Source organism: Bacillus sp. ISL-75, assembly GCF_018613095.1.
This window is the reverse complement of record NZ_JAGGQX010000022.1, coordinates 69,728-86,122: the sequence shown is the minus strand read 5'-3', so window position 1 is coordinate 86,122 and position 16,395 is coordinate 69,728. Positions and strand designations below refer to the sequence as shown.

Here is a 16,395-nt window from a genome sequence, read left to right as displayed (position 1 = left end):
TTTGTTACGTTGGCTTAGTTTCGTAATTGAAACTAAAAATTTTGTTTGTTTGCACGATTTTGTTTGTTTAGTTTTCAAAGATCAATTTCTCATTCGCTCGTAAGCGACTTTATTAATTTATCACATCCAACATCTTAATGTCAACAACTTTTTAAAATCTTTTTTTCGTTAGTTGACTCTCTCGATGAGGACGAGATTTAATATAACATGATAAATTAATGTTTGCAATATAATTTTAAAAGTTTTTTTTAAAAAGCTCATTCTTATTACTAAAGCAAGGACCATATAAAAAACAGGGACATGTAAAACTAATTGTTATAGCCTTTTTTGATCCTTTTTATCATATAATAAATAGACAGTTATTGATTAATAGTCAAAAAGTGCATTAAATCATAAAAATATAAGTTCCCACTTGTTCTTCCATTAGGTACTCATTTATGTGTAGAATCAACATAGAGAAACCATTAATTTTTTCCAATCGTTCTATATTTTCTACCACCACAACAAACAAAACTTCAGTCAACAGACTATGTAATTGGACGTGAACCTGAGATGAGTAGTATCGATATCCATATATTAATTAAATTAGGTGTTTCTGCTGTTTTTGGCCTTATTATCGGTCTAGAACGAGAATTAAAAAGAAAACCAGTTGGACTTAAGACAAGTCTGGTTATCTCGGTTGTGAGTTGTTTGCTGACAATTGTATCAATTGAATCGGCGTATATGTTTCCCAATTCGGATAATGTCAAAATTACAATGGACCCTCTTCGCTTAGCAGCACAAATTGTTTCAGGAATTGGTTTCTTAGGTGCGGGTGTAATTCTAAGACGGGGCAATGATAGTATTTCAGGATTAACTACGGCTGCTATGATATGGGGAGCCGCAGGAATTGGCATAGCTGTCGGAGCTGGTTTTTTCATAGAGGCATTTGTTGGTGTTGCGCTACTTATTATTAGTGTGGAATTTGTTCCATTTTTAATGAAGATCATTGGTCCCAAACAATTACGGGAAAAAGAAGTCATGTTGCACTTATTTATTAGAGATCAAAATCAAATTGATAAAGCGATTTCTTTCTTATTAGAAAAAAATTATATTGTTCGTAGACTTAAGATTAAAGATTTAGACAACGGGGACCATCTTGTTCAAATCTTAGTTGCAGTGGATTACCGTGAAAAGACAACCGATGTGTATTCTTCTGTATCGAATTTAGAAGGTGTTCAGAAAGTTGAAATCGAAAGTATTGGCTAGAAAAAAAATTTATGTTAAATCAAAATTTTCTCTTGCAAGATAATAGCAATACAGATATAATTTTTCTTGTACCAATAAACTGGGGGATTAGCTCAGCTGGGAGAGCGCTTGCATGGCATGCAAGAGGTCAGGGGTTCGAGCCCCCTATTCTCCATATTTCGAAAACCTTTGCGCTGCAAGGGTTTTTTTTATTTCTCTGATTTACAAAATAACATCCAACCCTCTCAATTATTTCTCCTAATAAATATTTAATGGGTATTTTTACCTTTTTTTAAAATTTCCTATTGCAAATTCCCTTCTCAATATAATAAAATCGAAAATGTAATTTTAAAATTTAGAAAAATCTGTATTTAAAGGGGTGAATTTTAAAAAAATTAATTTCTTCCAGTATAATTACCGCCACGATCTATTTTTCCTCAACAATTGACCAATCAGCATTGTCTTTTTTTGACCTCAGATTTGAACAAAGGGTTTTTATATGAGAGGGGGAACTACCATTGGAGGCAAAAAAAACTAAGGTTAATTCTGAAAGCGATTACACCGCAATTGTTCAATCATCATCATTTCAAAAATTACTCTCCGAAAAGAAAAAATTCATCGTGCCAATCACCATATTCTTTTTTTGTTTTTATTTTGCATTGCCTGTATTAACTTCCTATTCGACAGTGTTAAATCATAAGTTTATCGGAAGTATAACATGGGCATGGGTCTTTGCTTTCTTACAATTCGTCATGACATGGGTTTTATGTATGCTTTACTCGAAAAAAGCAGCAAGATTTGATGAGTTAGCTAATAAAGTCATCAAAGAAGGGGGGACTAACTAATGAATACAGCTGCATTTACTATGTTTCTATGTATCGTTTTTGTTACATTAGTGATTACATACTACGCTTCAAAACGGACGAAAAATGCAAGTGAGTTCTACACGGCTGGCGGAGGTCTTACTGGCTGGCAAAATGGACTTGCCATCGCTGGGGATTATATGTCCGCTGCATCCTTCCTTGGAATTGCAGGGGCAGTCGCCTTAACGGGATTTGATGGCTTCTTTTATAGCATTGGATTCCTAGTTGCCTATCTTGTTGTACTTTATTTGGTAGCTGAACCTCTAAGAAACCTCGGAAAATATACCTTTGCAGATATGATTGCTGCAAGATTTGATGCAAAAAAAGTGCGTGGTTTTGCCGCCATGAACACGGTAACCATTTCGATTTTTTACATGATTGCTCAGCTAGTTGGTGCAGGTGCACTTATCAAATTATTATTAGGCTTAGAATATACCACATCCGTTTTAATTGTTGGCGTACTAATGACTGTATACGTTATTTTTGGAGGAATGCATGCAACAAGCTGGGTACAAATCATTAAAGCCGTTCTATTAATGGGTGGTACCTTAGTCATTTCTATTATTGTCTTTGCCAAATTTAACTGGAGTATTACCGATATGTTTGCACAAATGAAAACTGCAACACCATTAAAGGAGACCTTCTTAAATCCTGGCGTAAAATACAAAATTGGCCTTGATACGATTTCGTTAAACATGGGACTAGTTCTAGGAACAGCTGGTCTTCCCCATATTCTTGTTCGTTTCTTTACAGTAAAGGATGCTAAAACTGCTCGTTCCTCAGTCGTTTATGCCACATGGATCATTGGGATTTTTTACGTTATGACCATTTTTCTTGGTTTCGGTGCGGCAGCTTTTGTAGGTAACAGTACAATTGTTGCAGCTAATCCGGCAGGAAATATGGCTGCTCCGCTTTTAGCCCAAGCTCTTGGTGGAAATATGTTATTTGCTTTTATTTCAGCAGTCGCTTTTGCAACTATTCTGGCTGTTGTTGCTGGCCTTGTTCTAACAGCTGCCTCAGCGTTTGCCCATGATTTCTATAACGTTATCCTTAAAAAGGGAAAAGCAACAGAAAAGCAGCAAGTGGGTATGGCACGCTGGGCAGCAGTTGGAGTTTCTGTCATATCTATTATACTTGCGTTAGGTGCACAAACTCTTAATGTCGCCTTCTTAGTTTCACTTGCCTTTGCCGTCGCAGCGAGTGCAAATTTACCTGTTATTCTGTATACAATTTACTGGAAACGCTTTAATACAACCGGTGCCGTTTGGGCTATGGTGGTTGGGCTTATTTCAGCAATCGGATTGGTGCTAGTCAGCCCGAATGTATTTAGCCCTGAAGTTGGAAAAGCGATTTTTGTAGGTGAGCCTTGGTTCCCGTATACAACACCAGGAATTGTTTCTATTCCACTCGGATTTATTGCGGGCTATCTTGGAACTATTTTCTCAAGCCAAAAAGCCGATGTAAAAAGATATGAGGAGGTACTGGTTAAATCGAATACTGGCATTAGAATTGGTGGTTAAATAAGCGAATGGGACTGAATCATTTTCAGTCCCATTTGTTATAAAAATGTATATTATCTTGATCCTTTTCTTCCTGGACCTGTTTTCGTACTGTTTCTTCCTGACGTAACGGTTTGGGACCTTCTTTCAGAGCTGCCTTTTCCTCCAGACCTATTTTCCCTTCTACCTGTATCGTTTCGATTTCGTGATGTGCTTGTTCTTGCTTTACTCATTCCACGTTTATCTTTATGAACTGTATTACGTTCTTTTTTAACGTCTTCTGTTTCGGATTTCTCTTCGCTATTACTCATATTTTGTTTTGGAATAATGATGTTTAACTCTTGTTCAATCGTTTCGAGCATTGGCCTGTCCGCCGAAGAATAAAAGGTAATTGCAAGACCTGTCATTCCAGCTCTGCCTGTTCGGCCAATTCGATGAACATAACTGTCAGCATCTTCAGGGATATCATAATTAAACACATGCGTGACGCCTTCAACATCTAGTCCTCTCGCCGCCACATCTGTAGCAATTAACAATTGCACTTCGGCATCCCTAAAACGCTTCATCACTCGTTCTCTCTTCGCTTGAGACAAATCACCATGCAATTCATCGCAAGAAAAGCCGTTTGCTTTCAGGACATCAAAAAGTTTACTTACTCTTCGTTTCGTCCGACAAAAAACTACTGCTAAATAGGGACGATACGTTTCCACTAATTGAATAAGCGTGGCTTGTTTAGCACGATCCGTTGTATGAATCGCAATCTGCTTAACATTTTCAGCCGGACCTTGTGTTTTTTCTACTTGAATATATTCAGGATCACGCATATGCTTTTTTGCTAGTTTGCGAATTTCAGGCGGCATCGTTGCTGAAAACAGCATCGTTTGCCTGCTTGCTGGAGTTTCTCTAATAATATCCTCCACTTCATTAAGAAAGCCTATATGGAGCATTTGGTCTGCTTCGTCTAAAACAAGGAAGGATATTTCCGATAAACGGATGGTTTCTCTTCTAATATGATCTAAAAGTCGGCCAGGAGTCCCAACAACAATTTGCATTCCCCTCTTTAATTTTTTTAACTGTTTATCGACATCCTGCCCGCCATAGACAGCCAGGACATCTACACCGTTAATGTCTGCTATCAATTTTTCAAATTCATCTGTAATTTGCAGTGCTAATTCTCTGGTTGGAGTCACGATAAGCGCTTGAACCTGTTCTGCATCATGATTAATTTTTTCAAGTATCGGTAGAATAAAAGCAAACGTCTTCCCTGTTCCCGTTTGCGCCTGTGCAATTATATCGTTACCATTCATCACAAATGGAATCGCTTGTTCTTGAATCGGTGTCGGTTTTGCTATACCGTGGCCGCGTAATTTATTCACTAATGTTTCTGAAATACCCAATTTTAAAAAATCTGACAAAAAAACCCCTACTTTCATTTTTAACCTATCCATTTATTTTGATTGTTTATCATTCCAATTGCAAATATACTTTTCCTGTCGTTATTCAAAAAAATATATAAATGTTCAGACATTAGTTGCCTTTTTCTTTTAAAACAACTATAATTTTTGTATCACAATATAATACCAACTTATTCCATCGGAATAGTAAACTTTGGAGGTGGCGAATATTAATATGAACCAAAACAGTTTTCTCATCATGCATGGCCTAGGCGGGAGCGGACCTGATCATTGGCAAACATGGCTGGCTCAAGAATTAACACAAAGAAATCATCAAGTTTGTTACCCAACTTTCTCTAACTTTGATTTACCTAATAAGAAGGTCTGGTTGGAGGAACTGTCCGCTACAATGAAGACGATTCCTGAGGAAAATAACTTAACGATTATCACACACAGTCTAGGATGCTTACTATGGCTTCATTATGCCTCTACTCTAAACAAACAAATTGCCAAACAAGTTATACTCGTTGCACCGCCATCTCCATCACATATTCTCACTGAAGCGAAATCCTTCTATCCGGTACCGCTGGATGGAAACCATTTAATGCGAACATCTGCGGAAACCTTATTTGTCCATTCTTGTAATGATCCCTATTGCAGTTTGGACGATTCAAAAAACTATTTAAATCTCGGGCTGCCTTCCGTTACCATACCAAATGCTGGTCATATTAATACGAAGTCTGGACACGGGGAATGGCCATGGATCTTAGATTTATGTCTTTCTCGTAAAGAAATTGTTCAATATTGATAAAAAGAAGGAGTGAGACATCACTCCTTCTTTTTATTGACGTTTCTTCCATTCTAAGCCATTATATAAATTAATTTTATCTATTTTATCAATCACAATTAATCGATTATATAAATATTCCAAGGAGGAAATACATTTGGATTTGCATCAGTTGTATGTTTTTACAAAAGTGGTTGAACACAAAAGCTTTTCAAAAGCAGCAGATGATATTTTTTTAAGTCAATCAACCGTTAGCTCTCATATCCAAGCATTAGAAAAGATGTTAAATATGAATCTTTTTGATCGTGTCGGAAGAGAAAGTATTCTTACTCCTCAAGGGGAACGCTTATATCAGTGGGCACTCAAGCTTTTGCTCATTAAGGACCAAGCATTGCTTGACCTAAAAGAGGGGATGACAGACCTCCGTGGAATGATAAGGATCGCAGCGAGCTCTGTTCCTGGGCAATTTATGGTTCCGCGAATGGTCAAGCAATTTAGAGTACAGTATCCTGAAGCGACGTTTCATATCAATCAATCTTCCTCAAAAATTGTGGCCGAAAAGGTTTTAAATGGATCTGTTGATGTTGGGATACTGGGTGATAAATACGAAAACGACAAACTTCACTATATTCCTTTATTAAAAGAAAAGCTAGTCTTAATTACATCGAACCAAAACGAGATTGTGGGACCTGTCAATATCGAGGAGATTTTAGATTATCCATTTGTGATCCGTAATTCTAGCTCAGGAACGAATGCTCTTTTGGAACGTTTCCTTAAGAAAAGTAAGATTCATAAGGACAAATTAAATATCATTGCTTATATAGAAAGCGGTCAGAGTTTAATGCAATTTGTCCTACAGGATATTGGCATTTCGATTATATCTGAAATTGCTGCAAGCGAATATTCCTCTAAAAATATGCTAAAGATGCATGATATAAATGGCTTTGATGACGAAAGATATTTTTATCTTGTTTACAACATTAATAAAACGCAATCACTCCTATCAAAATTATTTATTGAAGGTGCCTTGGATTTGGTTGGCGGTAACCACACAAAGTGGGCTGAGTAAATACTCAGCCTATTTTATTTTATCAAGGAACAGGGTATTACGGTTTCAGGATAACTTTAATACAATCTTCCATTTTTGTATCAAATACTTCATACCCATGTTTTGCTTGGTCCAAGGGCAGTACATGGGTGATAATGTCCCCAGGGTCAAGCTTTCCTCCATTTATCATATCGTATAGGAACGGCATATAAGGAATAACTGGGGCCTGTCCAGTCTTAATATCCACGTTTCGTTGGAAAATATCTCCTAGTGGAAAAGCGTTATATCGACCACCATATACACCTGTTATTTGAATGGTTCCGCATTTTCGGACTGCTTGACAAGCAATGACAATCGCTCCCATCGCCCCACCATGAAGTTTCATGCCCGAAGCAAGAAATTCAAGCGGTGTCCATTTTCCATCCATTCCGACTGCATCAATCACGATGTCGGCCCCGCCTTGGGTAATTTCCTTTAAGTATTCTCCAGTGTTAGCATGTTGTTCAAAATTAACAATTTCCACCTTATTTGTTCGTTTGGCATGCTGCAAACGGTAATCAATATAATCAACTGCAATCACTCGTTTTGCACCATTTAACCATGCAAATTTTTGGGCTAGCAATCCCACCGGACCGCAGCCAAGAATAATAACCGTATCACCATCTTTTACACCAGCATGATCAACACTCCAGTAAGCAGTTGGAGCTGCATCAGCAAGTAACGCTAGTTTTTCATCTTCCACCTCACAATTTTCTGGAATCTTAAATGGGGTGAAATTCCCATATGGGACGCGCATGTATTCAGCCTGTCCCCCTGCATAACCACCGGTTAATTCAGAATAACCGAAGAAACCTCCAATTTCTCCATGAGGATTGGAATTATCACATTGACTTGTTAGGTCATTAGTACAATACCAACAATGACCGCAACTAACATTGAATGGAATTATCACTCGGTCACCTTTTTTAAGTTTAGTAACTTCTGAGCCAACCTCTTCGACTACTCCCATCGGCTCGTGACCAATAACATAGTCTGTTGGCAAGCTTGGAATCATCGCATGAATTAAATGTAAATCTGAACCGCATATCGCTGAAGAGGTAATTTTCACAATGATATCATCAGCATTTTTTATTTCTGGATCTTTGACCTCTTTTACTTGAACATTTTTTATGCCTTGGTATGTAACTGCCTTCATTCAGTTTTCTCCCTCCTATTATTTGTTTGGTGTCGCGAACATGCCAAGGCGGTCCGTATCGTTAGGGAAAAGGTTTAATTGGGCAATTTGCACGGCTGTTTCTGCGGACTTCAAATCAATAGGGAATTGTTCCTTTAGATTATGAGGATGAAGCCAGCCCTTTTTAACCATTAAGTCAGAAATTTCCGTGTGCAAATCAATCGCTGCTTCCATTTGTTTATGTAAAGCCCTTCTAAGTTCAGGATTGGCGGTTTCGGTTATCGCAAAACCGTAGTTGCGTATTCCTGTTTTCACGGCAAGTAAAAAGTCCATGGCAAAAGCTGAATCTGCCAAGTTCGGCATTCCTTCTGCGTTCCTTGGATCTAAATAGTCCTCCAATTTTTCCACCTCACTTATTGTAGTAGTTGGCTTTGTTTATAGAAACCGATAAGTTCATTAATATCTTTAATCGTTTGCTGTACATCTTTTTGCATTAGTGCTTTTAGTTCATTATCGAAACAGATTCCTTGCATTAATTTTGATTTAAGCAAGCAAACCGTTTTAAAGTTTAGAATTTCATGGGTTTCCATCGTCTCATGTAAGCCCAAGCTGCCCTCCTCCATATAAACACCTCCAGTTTCTTAACATATGTATTTTCCCCTTTTGGCGTTTCCTTTTATGCAGATGATAAGGTGAATAAACTGGGATTATCTAAGAAAATATAATGGGATAAAGTATGTTCGTGTTGGAGGGAACAAAATGACAAAGTATTTAAACCTTCATGAAACATTAGACCTTCATGAATTGTTATCATTTAAAAATCTTTGCTTAACTAAGGCGACAACGATGAGTGTTTTGGCCCAAGACGAGGAACTGAAGACAATACTTTCAGGGGATGTCACTACAGGTACCCAGCATATACAACAGCTGCAGCAGTTTTTGACAGATCGGAGGGAAAAGCAGTGAATCATTTCATTCGAAACATGATGGGAATGGGCGGAATGACTGATCAAGTCATTGCAACTGACTTTCTCATTTCCGCAAAGGCCGGTGTGAGAAATTATGCTGTTGCGATTACAGAAACCGCTACACCAGAATTGAAAGCAGCCTTACGAGCACAATTAAATGACGCCATTGCTACACATGAAAAAATAACCAACTTTATGGTAGCAAAGGGTTTTTATCATCCACATGATTTAAGTGAGCAGCTGCAGGTGGACCTAACGGTGTCAGATACGGCATTAAATCTTGCACAAAAGAAGGAAAATGCCTTGAATTAGATTATTAGAAAAAGGGAGAACGGTTTGTTCTCCCTTTAAATGATCGTGCTCATTTCCTTTAATTTCTTTTTATCTATTTTTCCCACATGGGTTTTTGGCAGTTCTTCTAAGAAAATGAATCGCTTTGGAATTTTGTATCGACCTAATTTATGCTCACAATAAGGTCTCAATTCTTCCTCTCCTACAGTTGAATAGTCTTTTAACACAATAAAAGCGGTTACAATTTCGCCCCATTTTTTATCCGGCAATCCGAGGACTGCGACCTCATCTATGTCTGGGTGTTCCGCGAGCCATTGCTCTATTTCAAGCGGATATACATTCTCTCCGCCTGTGATAATCATATCTTTCTTCCGGCCGACAATAAAATAGAAGCCTTCTTCATCCCTTTTGGCTAAATCCCCTGTATGAATCCAGCCCTCCATCAACGTTTCCGATGTTGCTTGTTCATTATTCCAATAAAACGAAAAGGCATGCTTCCCTTTAATTAATAGTTCACCAACCTCATTGTTTTTTGCTTCTCGACCATCTGGTTTTACTAATTTTATCGAATTAAACAGCATCGGTTTACCGACAGACCCACGTTTTATACGGGCATCTTCCGGGCTAATATAAAAATTATTCGGCCCTGCTTCCGTTAACCCATACCCCTCTTTAAAGGCTAACCCCTTTTTTTGAAAAGCCTCATATATTTGTAAAGGACAGGGCGCAGCACCTGATAAAAAGATTTTCATTGTCGGAAAATCGCTGCCTTGAAAGTCATTGGTTTGAATGAGCAAATGATACATGGTAGGCACCAAGAGAATAATCGTACAGCGATGACGATTGATGGATCCCACTGCCTTTTGTCCGGTAAATTGATCGCCTATAACAACAGTTCCACCAATCATAAGGACAGGGATACTAAGCGCATTTATTCCACCCGTATGAAACATCGGTAAATAATTTACCGTAACATCCTCAGCTGTTAAGCTCCAACTTATTATTGTGTTCATTGCATTCCATAAGATTGACTGATGACTTAACACTACACCCTTAGGTTTACCGGTTGTTCCCCCTGTATAAATCATCGCCAACGGGTCGGTTTCAATGATATCTTCTGTAAAACTATCTCTAATTGGATACGAAGAAATTTCAAGATAATTTTCCGCTCTAATTAAAAAGGAATTCGGGCAAACGTTGGTTAATTGTTCGTAGATCGTCTCAAATTGCTGATGGATTCCAATTAACACGGGTGTACAATCCTGCAATATTTCGCTGATCTCTTGCTGCGATAATCGCCAATTCAGAGGAACCAAGATGGCTCCCATTTTTCCACAGGCAAATAATAAATCAAAATAACTAATATCATTAGGTGATAAAAGGGCAACCCGATCGCCTTTTCTAACACCTTGGGACAGGAGCCAGCTTGCTACAGACTTTGCCCGTGTATTTACTTCTTTAAACGTCCAAGCTTTGTTTGTTTTTTCATCTATAATTGCATCCTTTTCCGGAGATAATCTTGCTCTATTATCAAGCCAATCCAGTTCCCACCTCACCGAATAATCGCTCCTTCACTACTAGATGCAACTATCTTACTCATTTCCGGTTACAAGGGAGTTACATAATCAGACTCTATTATCGGATATGGATGGTTATCGACACATTTTTCTTAAACATCACTATCTATAAATTGTGTAATCGCGTTTACTAACTGTGGAAGATCATCCACCAATGGGGAGTGACCACAATTCTTTAACTCAATAAACCTAGCTTTTTCCCCTAGGTCCTCTAGTAATTCCTTCGTCATGTCTCGAGTTACCACAAAATCACGGTCTCCGCTTAGGACCAGTACTGGTACCGTAATATCATCCACTTTACCATTTCCTTCAACAAGTCCATTATGATGGTGGCTGATATTAAACGTGTTATTGGAATGATGCACCTCAGCTAAATTTCGCTGGGTTCTCATATCTTGAACATACGCCTCATAAAGTTCAGGTGCAGGCTGATTGTGAGTATAGATAACAGCGTTCCAAATGAGCTTCAATAATTCAGTGTTATTCGTGTCATAAGCAGTTTGGACAGGTATTGTTTTCGTAACATCCCTTTTGATCTCTTCATGTAACGCAAATCTCCGCGGCTCATCATTTTCATTAAATTTCCCGTCAAATGGATAGCCTCTCGTTGATTCTGATGCTAATAAAATAAGTTTATTTGCATACCCAGGGTAATCTGCGACAAACTGCATTGCAACCGCACCACCGGTTGACCATCCTACAACCGCAAAATCCTTTAAGCCTATTTCATCAACAAACAGCTTTACATCATCTGAAAAATCTTTTATTGACATCACTAGATTGGTATAGGTTGAGCCGCCAAATCCTCGTAAGTCAACCGCATATAGTTTATATTTGGCATCCAAATTCTCAAGCACCAAATCCCAGTGCTTCGAAGAAGTCATATTTCCGTGGATTAACAAAACTTTTATTTCTCCTCCATCCCTCTCCCGATAAGTAAGTGTTTCGCCATTTGTAAGTTTAGCTTCCTTTAATGTCACATTAATCATCCAGATCAACCTTCCCCCATTTAATTGTAGTTGCTCCCCACGCATAGCCAATTCCAGCACTAACTAAAACGACAACATCGCCTTCTTTAACTTTTCCATCTGATAAGGCCAACTCCAAGGACAATATCTGATCAATTTGCCCGATATGACCATAATCTTCTAGATAAATAGATTGCTCTTCGGACAAACCCAGTTCATTTAAAACATATTCATGTGCGGACTTTTTCATGTGAAGGATACCAAGATAAGAAATATCCTTCTCGCTAAACCCACTTTTCCTTAAAGATTCACGAATGACCTTTAGAAAATTATTCATTGATTTCTGTTCGAGGCGCTCCTTCATACCTTCTGGATCGAGAACATCGAGCTTATTAAGGCGCTGAGCAATAGCCTCTTTTGTAATGGGGTTCTTAGTCCCTCCGGAAACAACGACGACGTCATCTGAAAAAGAACCATCAGTAATTATTTCCGTTTCCATTAATAGGTTTTCGTTATGCCCTTTTTTTAAAAGGATCGCTCCACCGCCAGCACCGAGATTAAACATGAAACGGGTCCTTGGATTGTCGTAATTAATGAAATCCACATTCCGATACCCACCTGCAAGAAGAACCGTTTGAATACCTGGATCAGCAATCATCATAGATTTTGCCACTTTTAATGCCATGACAGTTGTCCCGCATCTTAAGGCAACATCAAATGCCCATGCATTCAAAGCTCCAACTGCTTCTTGAAGTTTAATACCAGCGGTCCACAGAGGGTATTCCTTATGTTCCTCACCAATATAAATAACAAGGTCAATATCCATTGGATCGATTCCTGCTTTAGCAATAGCTTGTTTTGCAGCGACGATCCCCATTTCACACGTATGGTCTTCTGGTCCTGGGATATACTTTTTCTTTATGCCCATTTTTTCTTCAACAACTGAAACAGGGATATCGGCCATCTCTGCAATCTCTTTTCCAGTCAAAAATTCTTCAGGCAAATAAATGCCCGTGCTCAGGATCCCGATTTGCAAACCTAATCATCTACCTCTCTATGCTTTTTCCGCCATTGCCTTCATAAAAATCAGCGCTTCTTCAATCGATTCAAATAATGTTTCTCTGTCCTCTTGAACATGGGTAACTTTTATTCTCCATTGTTTCTCGCCTGTTTCCTTCTCAAAAGCGGCCAACTGAAACCGAACAACAAAAGAAGCAATTTGATTTAACTCCATTCCTTCCTCCTTCTATCCCGCCAGTTTCCCCTCTTTTTTTGCGGATGGTTGTTTTTTTCTTTTCCATGAAAGCGTACTTAACGTACCAACAATTCCACGAGGGAAAAACATCACCACCAAGATATAAATTATCCCGAAGAAGATTATCCAACGCTCAAAAATCCAATGCTCTTTCGCTAATTCTGTCAGCCAATCATGAGCAAATTCAATTAATCCTGCCCCGATAATTGCCCCAATTAATGTTCCAACCCCGCCAATGATCGTCATTAATAAGGCATCTAAGGTGATATCCATTGAGAACACACTCGTATTCACAAATCGGAGCGAAATCGCATATAAAATCCCTGCAACACCTGCCAGTACTCCAGATACAACACTTGCGGCAATTTTATAATGAAGAACATGATACCCTAATGATTCCGTTCTCTGCTCATTTTCTCTAATTGCCTGTAACACGCGTCCCAACGGTGAATTGGTAAATCGCTTCAGGATGAGAAAAACGGCAACCATAACAATAAGACTGAGGAGATAAAAATTAGTTCGGTCAATAAACAATTCAGGGACCCGAAAAGTGAACCCATCATTTCCATAGGTCAAGGTCCGCCACTTTTCCGCTAGGACGAGGAAAAGGCCAGATAAAGATAGGGTTAGCATAGCGTAAAAATGGTTTTTCAAACGTAGTGTAAGCAACCCAACAATGAAGCTGACCACAGCTGTAAGCACAATTGTTGTTAAGACTGCCAGTAAGAAGAAAATAAGCGTTGGTTCAAATCGTTTCATAAAAATACCCATTGAATAAGCTCCAATTCCAAAAAACATGGCATGCCCAAAGGAAACGATTCCCGTAAAGCCCAATAGGAGGTCATAGCTCATCGCAAAAATTGAAAACACAAACACTTGTGTTAACAAAATCAATAGGTTTCTAGATTCATAAACAAAAGGTAATAGCAGCAGAAAAGCGGCGACGACTAAAAAGATCGCTGTCATTCTATTCCCTTGAATAAACCTCACTGTATTTTCACCCCTTCGCTCCAAATAAACCCTGCGGTCGAATAATAAGGACAATTGCCATTAGGAGCATATTAACTGCCAGTGAGAGGTCCGGGACATAATAGGCCATAAAAGAACCGGAGAGCCCTACTAAGATGGCGGCTAAAACAGAGCCCTTAAAATTGCCCATCCCCCCAATGACGACAACAATGAACGCTAAAATGGCAAACTCCATTCCCATACCCGCATGGATTACTCCCGAATATGGTCCAAGGAGGACACCACCTAGAGCAGCCATTCCGGCACCAATCATAAACACAAACATAAATACCCTTTGAATATTGATACCAAGCGCCTGAACCATTTCTTTATTCATGACGCCAGCTCGGACCACTAGACCAATTTTGGTCTTTTTGAGTAAAAATTGAACGCCGGTAAAAATGAGAAATCCCACAAAAATGATAAAGACTCGATACTTAATAATAATGACGCCGCCAAGCTCCCAGCTTCCTTTTAAATAATCGGGGGGCGATGCGGTTATTTGATTAGGACCCCAAATGACTTTCAGCATTTCGGATAAAACCAGCATTAAACCAAGAGTAATTAATATTTGCTGGACATGATTTCCATACACCGGTTTAATGATCCACTTTTCGGTAATAATCCCTAACAGAAATCCTGTTAGGATGGCGCCAATAATTCCAATCATAAAGCTGCCTGTTTTCGTGTAAATCCAAAGACCACTATAAGCTCCCCAGGCAAATAACCCGCCATGAGCAAAATTCAGCACGTCCATCAAACCAAAAATGAGGGTTAAACCGGCGGCTAATAAAAAAATCAGCATCCCTGTTGCCAAGCCATTTAAGGTTAAATTCATGAGTAATTCCACAAAGATGTTCCCCCTTCCTTACGCAATCCCTAAATATTTTCGTTTCATCTCTTCATCTTCTTTTAATTGCTTCATTGTTCCCTGACTAACAGTTCTTCCATCATCGATAATGTAAAAACAATCACCAATCGTGCTTGCCATCATGAAATTTTGTTCCACTAACACAATGGTGGTTTGATCTTTCATTTGTAAAATAGATTCCATCACCTTCTCAACCACGATGGGAGCCAAGCCTTTACTAGGCTCGTCAATTAACAAGAGCTCGTTTTCATTTACATAGGCTCTGGCAATCGAAAGCATTTGTTTTTGCCCGCCGCTTAAAAGGCCGCCTGGTTTTTTCCAAAACTTTTTCAAGTCTGGAAACAACTCTAAAATCGAATCCATCCTTTTAGCTGTTTCTTCATTTTCTTTCTGAATCGCCACGCGCATATTTTCCTCTACGGTTAAACCTGCAAAAATCCCTTGATCTTCGGGGACATAGCCGATGCCCTTTTTAGCAATGGTATAGGTGGGAAGTGTTTGTATTGTTTCTCCTTTAAAAGCAATACTTCCCTTCGAAGCTGGATTTAGTCCCATAATGGTTCGTAATGACGTCGTTTTTCCTGCTCCATTTCTTCCAAGCAGTACCGTTACTTCGCCTTTTTTCACCTCAAAGGAAACACCTTGTAGAATATGGTATTGACCAATATGCGTTTCTACTTGATCAAGCTTCAACAGGTCGTTCATCAAAATGACCTCCTAAATAGGCAGACTGAACGGTTTCATTTTTCATGATTTCTTCAGGAGTTCCGTCTGCTAGCAGTCTTCCATTAAATAACACCATCACTGAATCTGATAGATCCAAAATCATATCCATTTTGTGTTCAATCAGGACAATCGTCCGGTTCGCTTGTTCTTTTATTTTCTTGATAACTTCTAATATCGCTGGAACTTCTTCAAGCGACATCCCCGCTGTTGGCTCATCTAATAAAAGTACTTCAGTTTCAAGAGCCAGCAGCATCGCAATCTCAAGCTTCCGCTTTTCCCCATGTGCGAGGTTACTTGCTAGTGAATTCTTTTTTTCATCTAATAGGACCAATTTCAGCCACTCAAGAGCCTTTTCTTCAAATACCCGATACTTTTTATAGTGGAAAAACATTTGGTAACGAATTCCTGCTTGCGATTGAACGGCTAACCTGACATTTTCTAAGACTGTTAGATTTGGAAAGACATTAGTGATTTGAAAAGAACGGCCGATTCCCACCCTTGTTCGATTCGTAGATGAAAATTTCGTAATATCTTTGCCGCGGTAATATATTTTTCCTTTAGTAGGAGTTAATTGTCCGCTTAACAGGTTGAAAAAGGTTGTTTTCCCGGCCCCATTTGGTCCAATAATTGACTTGAAGTGTTTTTCAGGAACGGAAATACTGACGGAATCCACTGCAGTATGACCGCCAAACGTAATTGATAAATCATCGGTTTCAATAAGTGTAGACATTCGTTTCAC

The 16,395-nt window shown here is 38.8% G+C and carries 19 protein-coding genes and 1 tRNA gene; 8 read left to right on the top strand and 12 right to left on the bottom strand.

Annotated features, from left to right (window positions below):
- Window positions 1–552: 552 nt before the first annotated feature.
- The 4 genes from J7E63_RS10545 (at window position 553) to J7E63_RS10530 (ending at window position 3,610) form a co-directional block, all read left to right on the top strand.
- Entirely contained in the window at window positions 553–1,248 is a 696-nt protein-coding gene (locus J7E63_RS10545; protein WP_215011736.1) for an MgtC/SapB family protein, read from the top strand.
- An 81-nt stretch (window positions 1,249–1,329) separates the two neighbouring features.
- Window positions 1,330–1,402 (top strand) — tRNA-Ala (locus J7E63_RS10540).
- A gap of 343 nt (window positions 1,403–1,745) precedes the next feature.
- Entirely contained in the window at window positions 1,746–2,072 is a 327-nt protein-coding gene (locus tag J7E63_RS10535) for a DUF485 domain-containing protein (protein WP_215011734.1), read from the top strand.
- Window positions 2,072–3,610 (top strand): solute symporter family protein, encoded by a 1,539-nt coding sequence (locus J7E63_RS10530; protein ID WP_215011732.1) that lies wholly within the window; start codon window positions 2,072–2,074, stop codon window positions 3,608–3,610. Before J7E63_RS10535 ends, J7E63_RS10530 begins: the two co-directional genes overlap by 1 nt.
- Before the next feature lie 53 nt (window positions 3,611–3,663).
- On the opposite strand, the gene J7E63_RS10525 is transcribed toward J7E63_RS10530, so the two are convergent.
- On the bottom strand, window positions 3,664–5,004 hold the full coding sequence (locus tag J7E63_RS10525) for a DEAD/DEAH box helicase (RefSeq protein WP_251033475.1): 1,341 nt from the start codon (window positions 5,002–5,004) through the stop codon (window positions 3,664–3,666).
- A gap of 214 nt (window positions 5,005–5,218) precedes the next feature.
- On the opposite strand from J7E63_RS10525, the gene J7E63_RS10520 reads away from it, so the two are divergent.
- Both J7E63_RS10520 and J7E63_RS10515 read left to right on the top strand, forming a co-directional pair.
- Window positions 5,219–5,791, top strand: coding sequence for an RBBP9/YdeN family alpha/beta hydrolase (locus tag J7E63_RS10520; RefSeq protein WP_215011728.1), 573 nt, complete (start codon window positions 5,219–5,221; stop codon window positions 5,789–5,791).
- Window positions 5,792–5,927: 136 nt separating this feature from the next.
- Window positions 5,928–6,839: a selenium metabolism-associated LysR family transcriptional regulator gene (locus J7E63_RS10515; protein ID WP_215011726.1), complete on the top strand. Its 912-nt coding sequence runs from the start codon at window positions 5,928–5,930 to the stop codon at window positions 6,837–6,839.
- A 37-nt stretch (window positions 6,840–6,876) separates the two neighbouring features.
- Here J7E63_RS10515 and J7E63_RS10510 read toward each other — a convergent pair whose 3' ends face one another.
- The 3 genes from J7E63_RS10510 to J7E63_RS10500 are packed head-to-tail and all read right to left on the bottom strand — an operon-like array spanning window position 6,877 to window position 8,615.
- Window positions 6,877–8,013 (bottom strand): zinc-dependent alcohol dehydrogenase, encoded by a 1,137-nt coding sequence (locus tag J7E63_RS10510; RefSeq protein WP_215011724.1) that lies wholly within the window; start codon window positions 8,011–8,013, stop codon window positions 6,877–6,879.
- Between the two features lie 18 nt (window positions 8,014–8,031).
- Window positions 8,032–8,391 (bottom strand): spore coat protein, encoded by a 360-nt coding sequence (locus tag J7E63_RS10505; protein ID WP_215002380.1) that lies wholly within the window; start codon window positions 8,389–8,391, stop codon window positions 8,032–8,034.
- Between the two features lie 14 nt (window positions 8,392–8,405).
- The gene (locus J7E63_RS10500; protein ID WP_168245424.1) at window positions 8,406–8,615 is read right to left on the bottom strand and encodes a spore coat protein; all 210 of its coding nucleotides are present in this window, start codon (window positions 8,613–8,615) and stop codon (window positions 8,406–8,408) included.
- 136 nt (window positions 8,616–8,751) lie between these two features.
- On the opposite strand from J7E63_RS10500, the gene J7E63_RS10495 reads away from it, so the two are divergent.
- Window positions 8,752–8,958, top strand: a complete 207-nt coding sequence (locus tag J7E63_RS10495) for a hypothetical protein (protein WP_215011722.1) — start codon at window positions 8,752–8,754, stop codon at window positions 8,956–8,958.
- Window positions 8,955–9,272 carry a spore coat protein gene (locus J7E63_RS10490; protein ID WP_215011720.1) on the top strand — a complete coding sequence of 106 codons (318 nt, stop codon included), beginning with the start codon at window positions 8,955–8,957 and terminating at the stop codon, window positions 9,270–9,272. The genes J7E63_RS10495 and J7E63_RS10490 overlap by 4 nt, the downstream gene beginning before the upstream one ends.
- A gap of 35 nt (window positions 9,273–9,307) precedes the next feature.
- Here J7E63_RS10490 and J7E63_RS10485 read toward each other — a convergent pair whose 3' ends face one another.
- The 8 genes from J7E63_RS10485 to J7E63_RS10450 all read right to left on the bottom strand — a co-directional run bounded on the left by J7E63_RS10485 (window position 9,308) and on the right by J7E63_RS10450 (window position 16,386).
- On the bottom strand, window positions 9,308–10,807 hold the full coding sequence (locus J7E63_RS10485) for an acyl-CoA synthetase (RefSeq protein WP_215011718.1): 1,500 nt from the start codon (window positions 10,805–10,807) through the stop codon (window positions 9,308–9,310).
- A gap of 113 nt (window positions 10,808–10,920) precedes the next feature.
- Window positions 10,921–11,817, bottom strand: a complete 897-nt coding sequence (gene phaZ, locus J7E63_RS10480; protein WP_215011716.1) for an intracellular short-chain-length polyhydroxyalkanoate depolymerase — start codon at window positions 11,815–11,817, stop codon at window positions 10,921–10,923.
- Window positions 11,810–12,832: a 3-oxoacyl-ACP synthase gene (locus tag J7E63_RS10475; protein ID WP_215011714.1), complete on the bottom strand. Its 1,023-nt coding sequence runs from the start codon at window positions 12,830–12,832 to the stop codon at window positions 11,810–11,812. Before J7E63_RS10475 ends, phaZ begins: the two co-directional genes overlap by 8 nt.
- A gap of 18 nt (window positions 12,833–12,850) precedes the next feature.
- Entirely contained in the window at window positions 12,851–13,030 is a 180-nt protein-coding gene (locus J7E63_RS10470; protein ID WP_088089358.1) for a hypothetical protein, read from the bottom strand.
- A 12-nt stretch (window positions 13,031–13,042) separates the two neighbouring features.
- The gene (locus J7E63_RS10465; RefSeq protein ID WP_374193719.1) at window positions 13,043–14,041 is read right to left on the bottom strand and encodes a branched-chain amino acid ABC transporter permease; all 999 of its coding nucleotides are present in this window, start codon (window positions 14,039–14,041) and stop codon (window positions 13,043–13,045) included.
- A 7-nt stretch (window positions 14,042–14,048) separates the two neighbouring features.
- The gene (locus tag J7E63_RS10460) at window positions 14,049–14,909 is read right to left on the bottom strand and encodes a branched-chain amino acid ABC transporter permease (RefSeq protein WP_215011712.1); all 861 of its coding nucleotides are present in this window, start codon (window positions 14,907–14,909) and stop codon (window positions 14,049–14,051) included.
- 18 nt (window positions 14,910–14,927) lie between these two features.
- The gene (locus J7E63_RS10455; RefSeq protein ID WP_215011710.1) at window positions 14,928–15,635 is read right to left on the bottom strand and encodes an ABC transporter ATP-binding protein; all 708 of its coding nucleotides are present in this window, start codon (window positions 15,633–15,635) and stop codon (window positions 14,928–14,930) included.
- Window positions 15,613–16,386, bottom strand: coding sequence for an ABC transporter ATP-binding protein (locus J7E63_RS10450; protein WP_215011708.1), 774 nt, complete (start codon window positions 16,384–16,386; stop codon window positions 15,613–15,615). The genes J7E63_RS10455 and J7E63_RS10450 overlap by 23 nt, the downstream gene beginning before the upstream one ends.
- Window positions 16,387–16,395 lie beyond the last annotated feature (9 nt).

Excerpts from the sequence above, each read along its gene's own strand:
- J7E63_RS10510 (WP_215011724.1), bottom strand. The coding sequence starts at position 8,013 with ATGAAGGCAGTTACATACCAAGGCATAAAAAATGTTCAAGTAAAAGAG.
- J7E63_RS10500 (WP_168245424.1), bottom strand. The coding sequence starts at position 8,615 with ATGGAGGAGGGCAGCTTGGGCTTACATGAGACGATGGAAACCCATGAA.
- J7E63_RS10455 (WP_215011710.1), bottom strand. The coding sequence starts at position 15,635 with ATGAACGACCTGTTGAAGCTTGATCAAGTAGAAACGCATATTGGTCAA.
- J7E63_RS10470 (WP_088089358.1), bottom strand. The coding sequence starts at position 13,030 with ATGGAGTTAAATCAAATTGCTTCTTTTGTTGTTCGGTTTCAGTTGGCC.
- J7E63_RS10520 (WP_215011728.1), top strand. The coding sequence starts at position 5,219 with ATGAACCAAAACAGTTTTCTCATCATGCATGGCCTAGGCGGGAGCGGA.
- J7E63_RS10545 (WP_215011736.1), top strand. The coding sequence starts at position 553 with ATGAGTAGTATCGATATCCATATATTAATTAAATTAGGTGTTTCTGCT.
- J7E63_RS10530 (WP_215011732.1), top strand. The coding sequence starts at position 2,072 with ATGAATACAGCTGCATTTACTATGTTTCTATGTATCGTTTTTGTTACA.
- J7E63_RS10450 (WP_215011708.1), bottom strand. The coding sequence starts at position 16,386 with ATGTCTACACTTATTGAAACCGATGATTTATCAATTACGTTTGGCGGT.
- J7E63_RS10495 (WP_215011722.1), top strand. The coding sequence starts at position 8,752 with ATGACAAAGTATTTAAACCTTCATGAAACATTAGACCTTCATGAATTG.
- phaZ (WP_215011716.1), bottom strand. The coding sequence starts at position 11,817 with ATGATTAATGTGACATTAAAGGAAGCTAAACTTACAAATGGCGAAACA.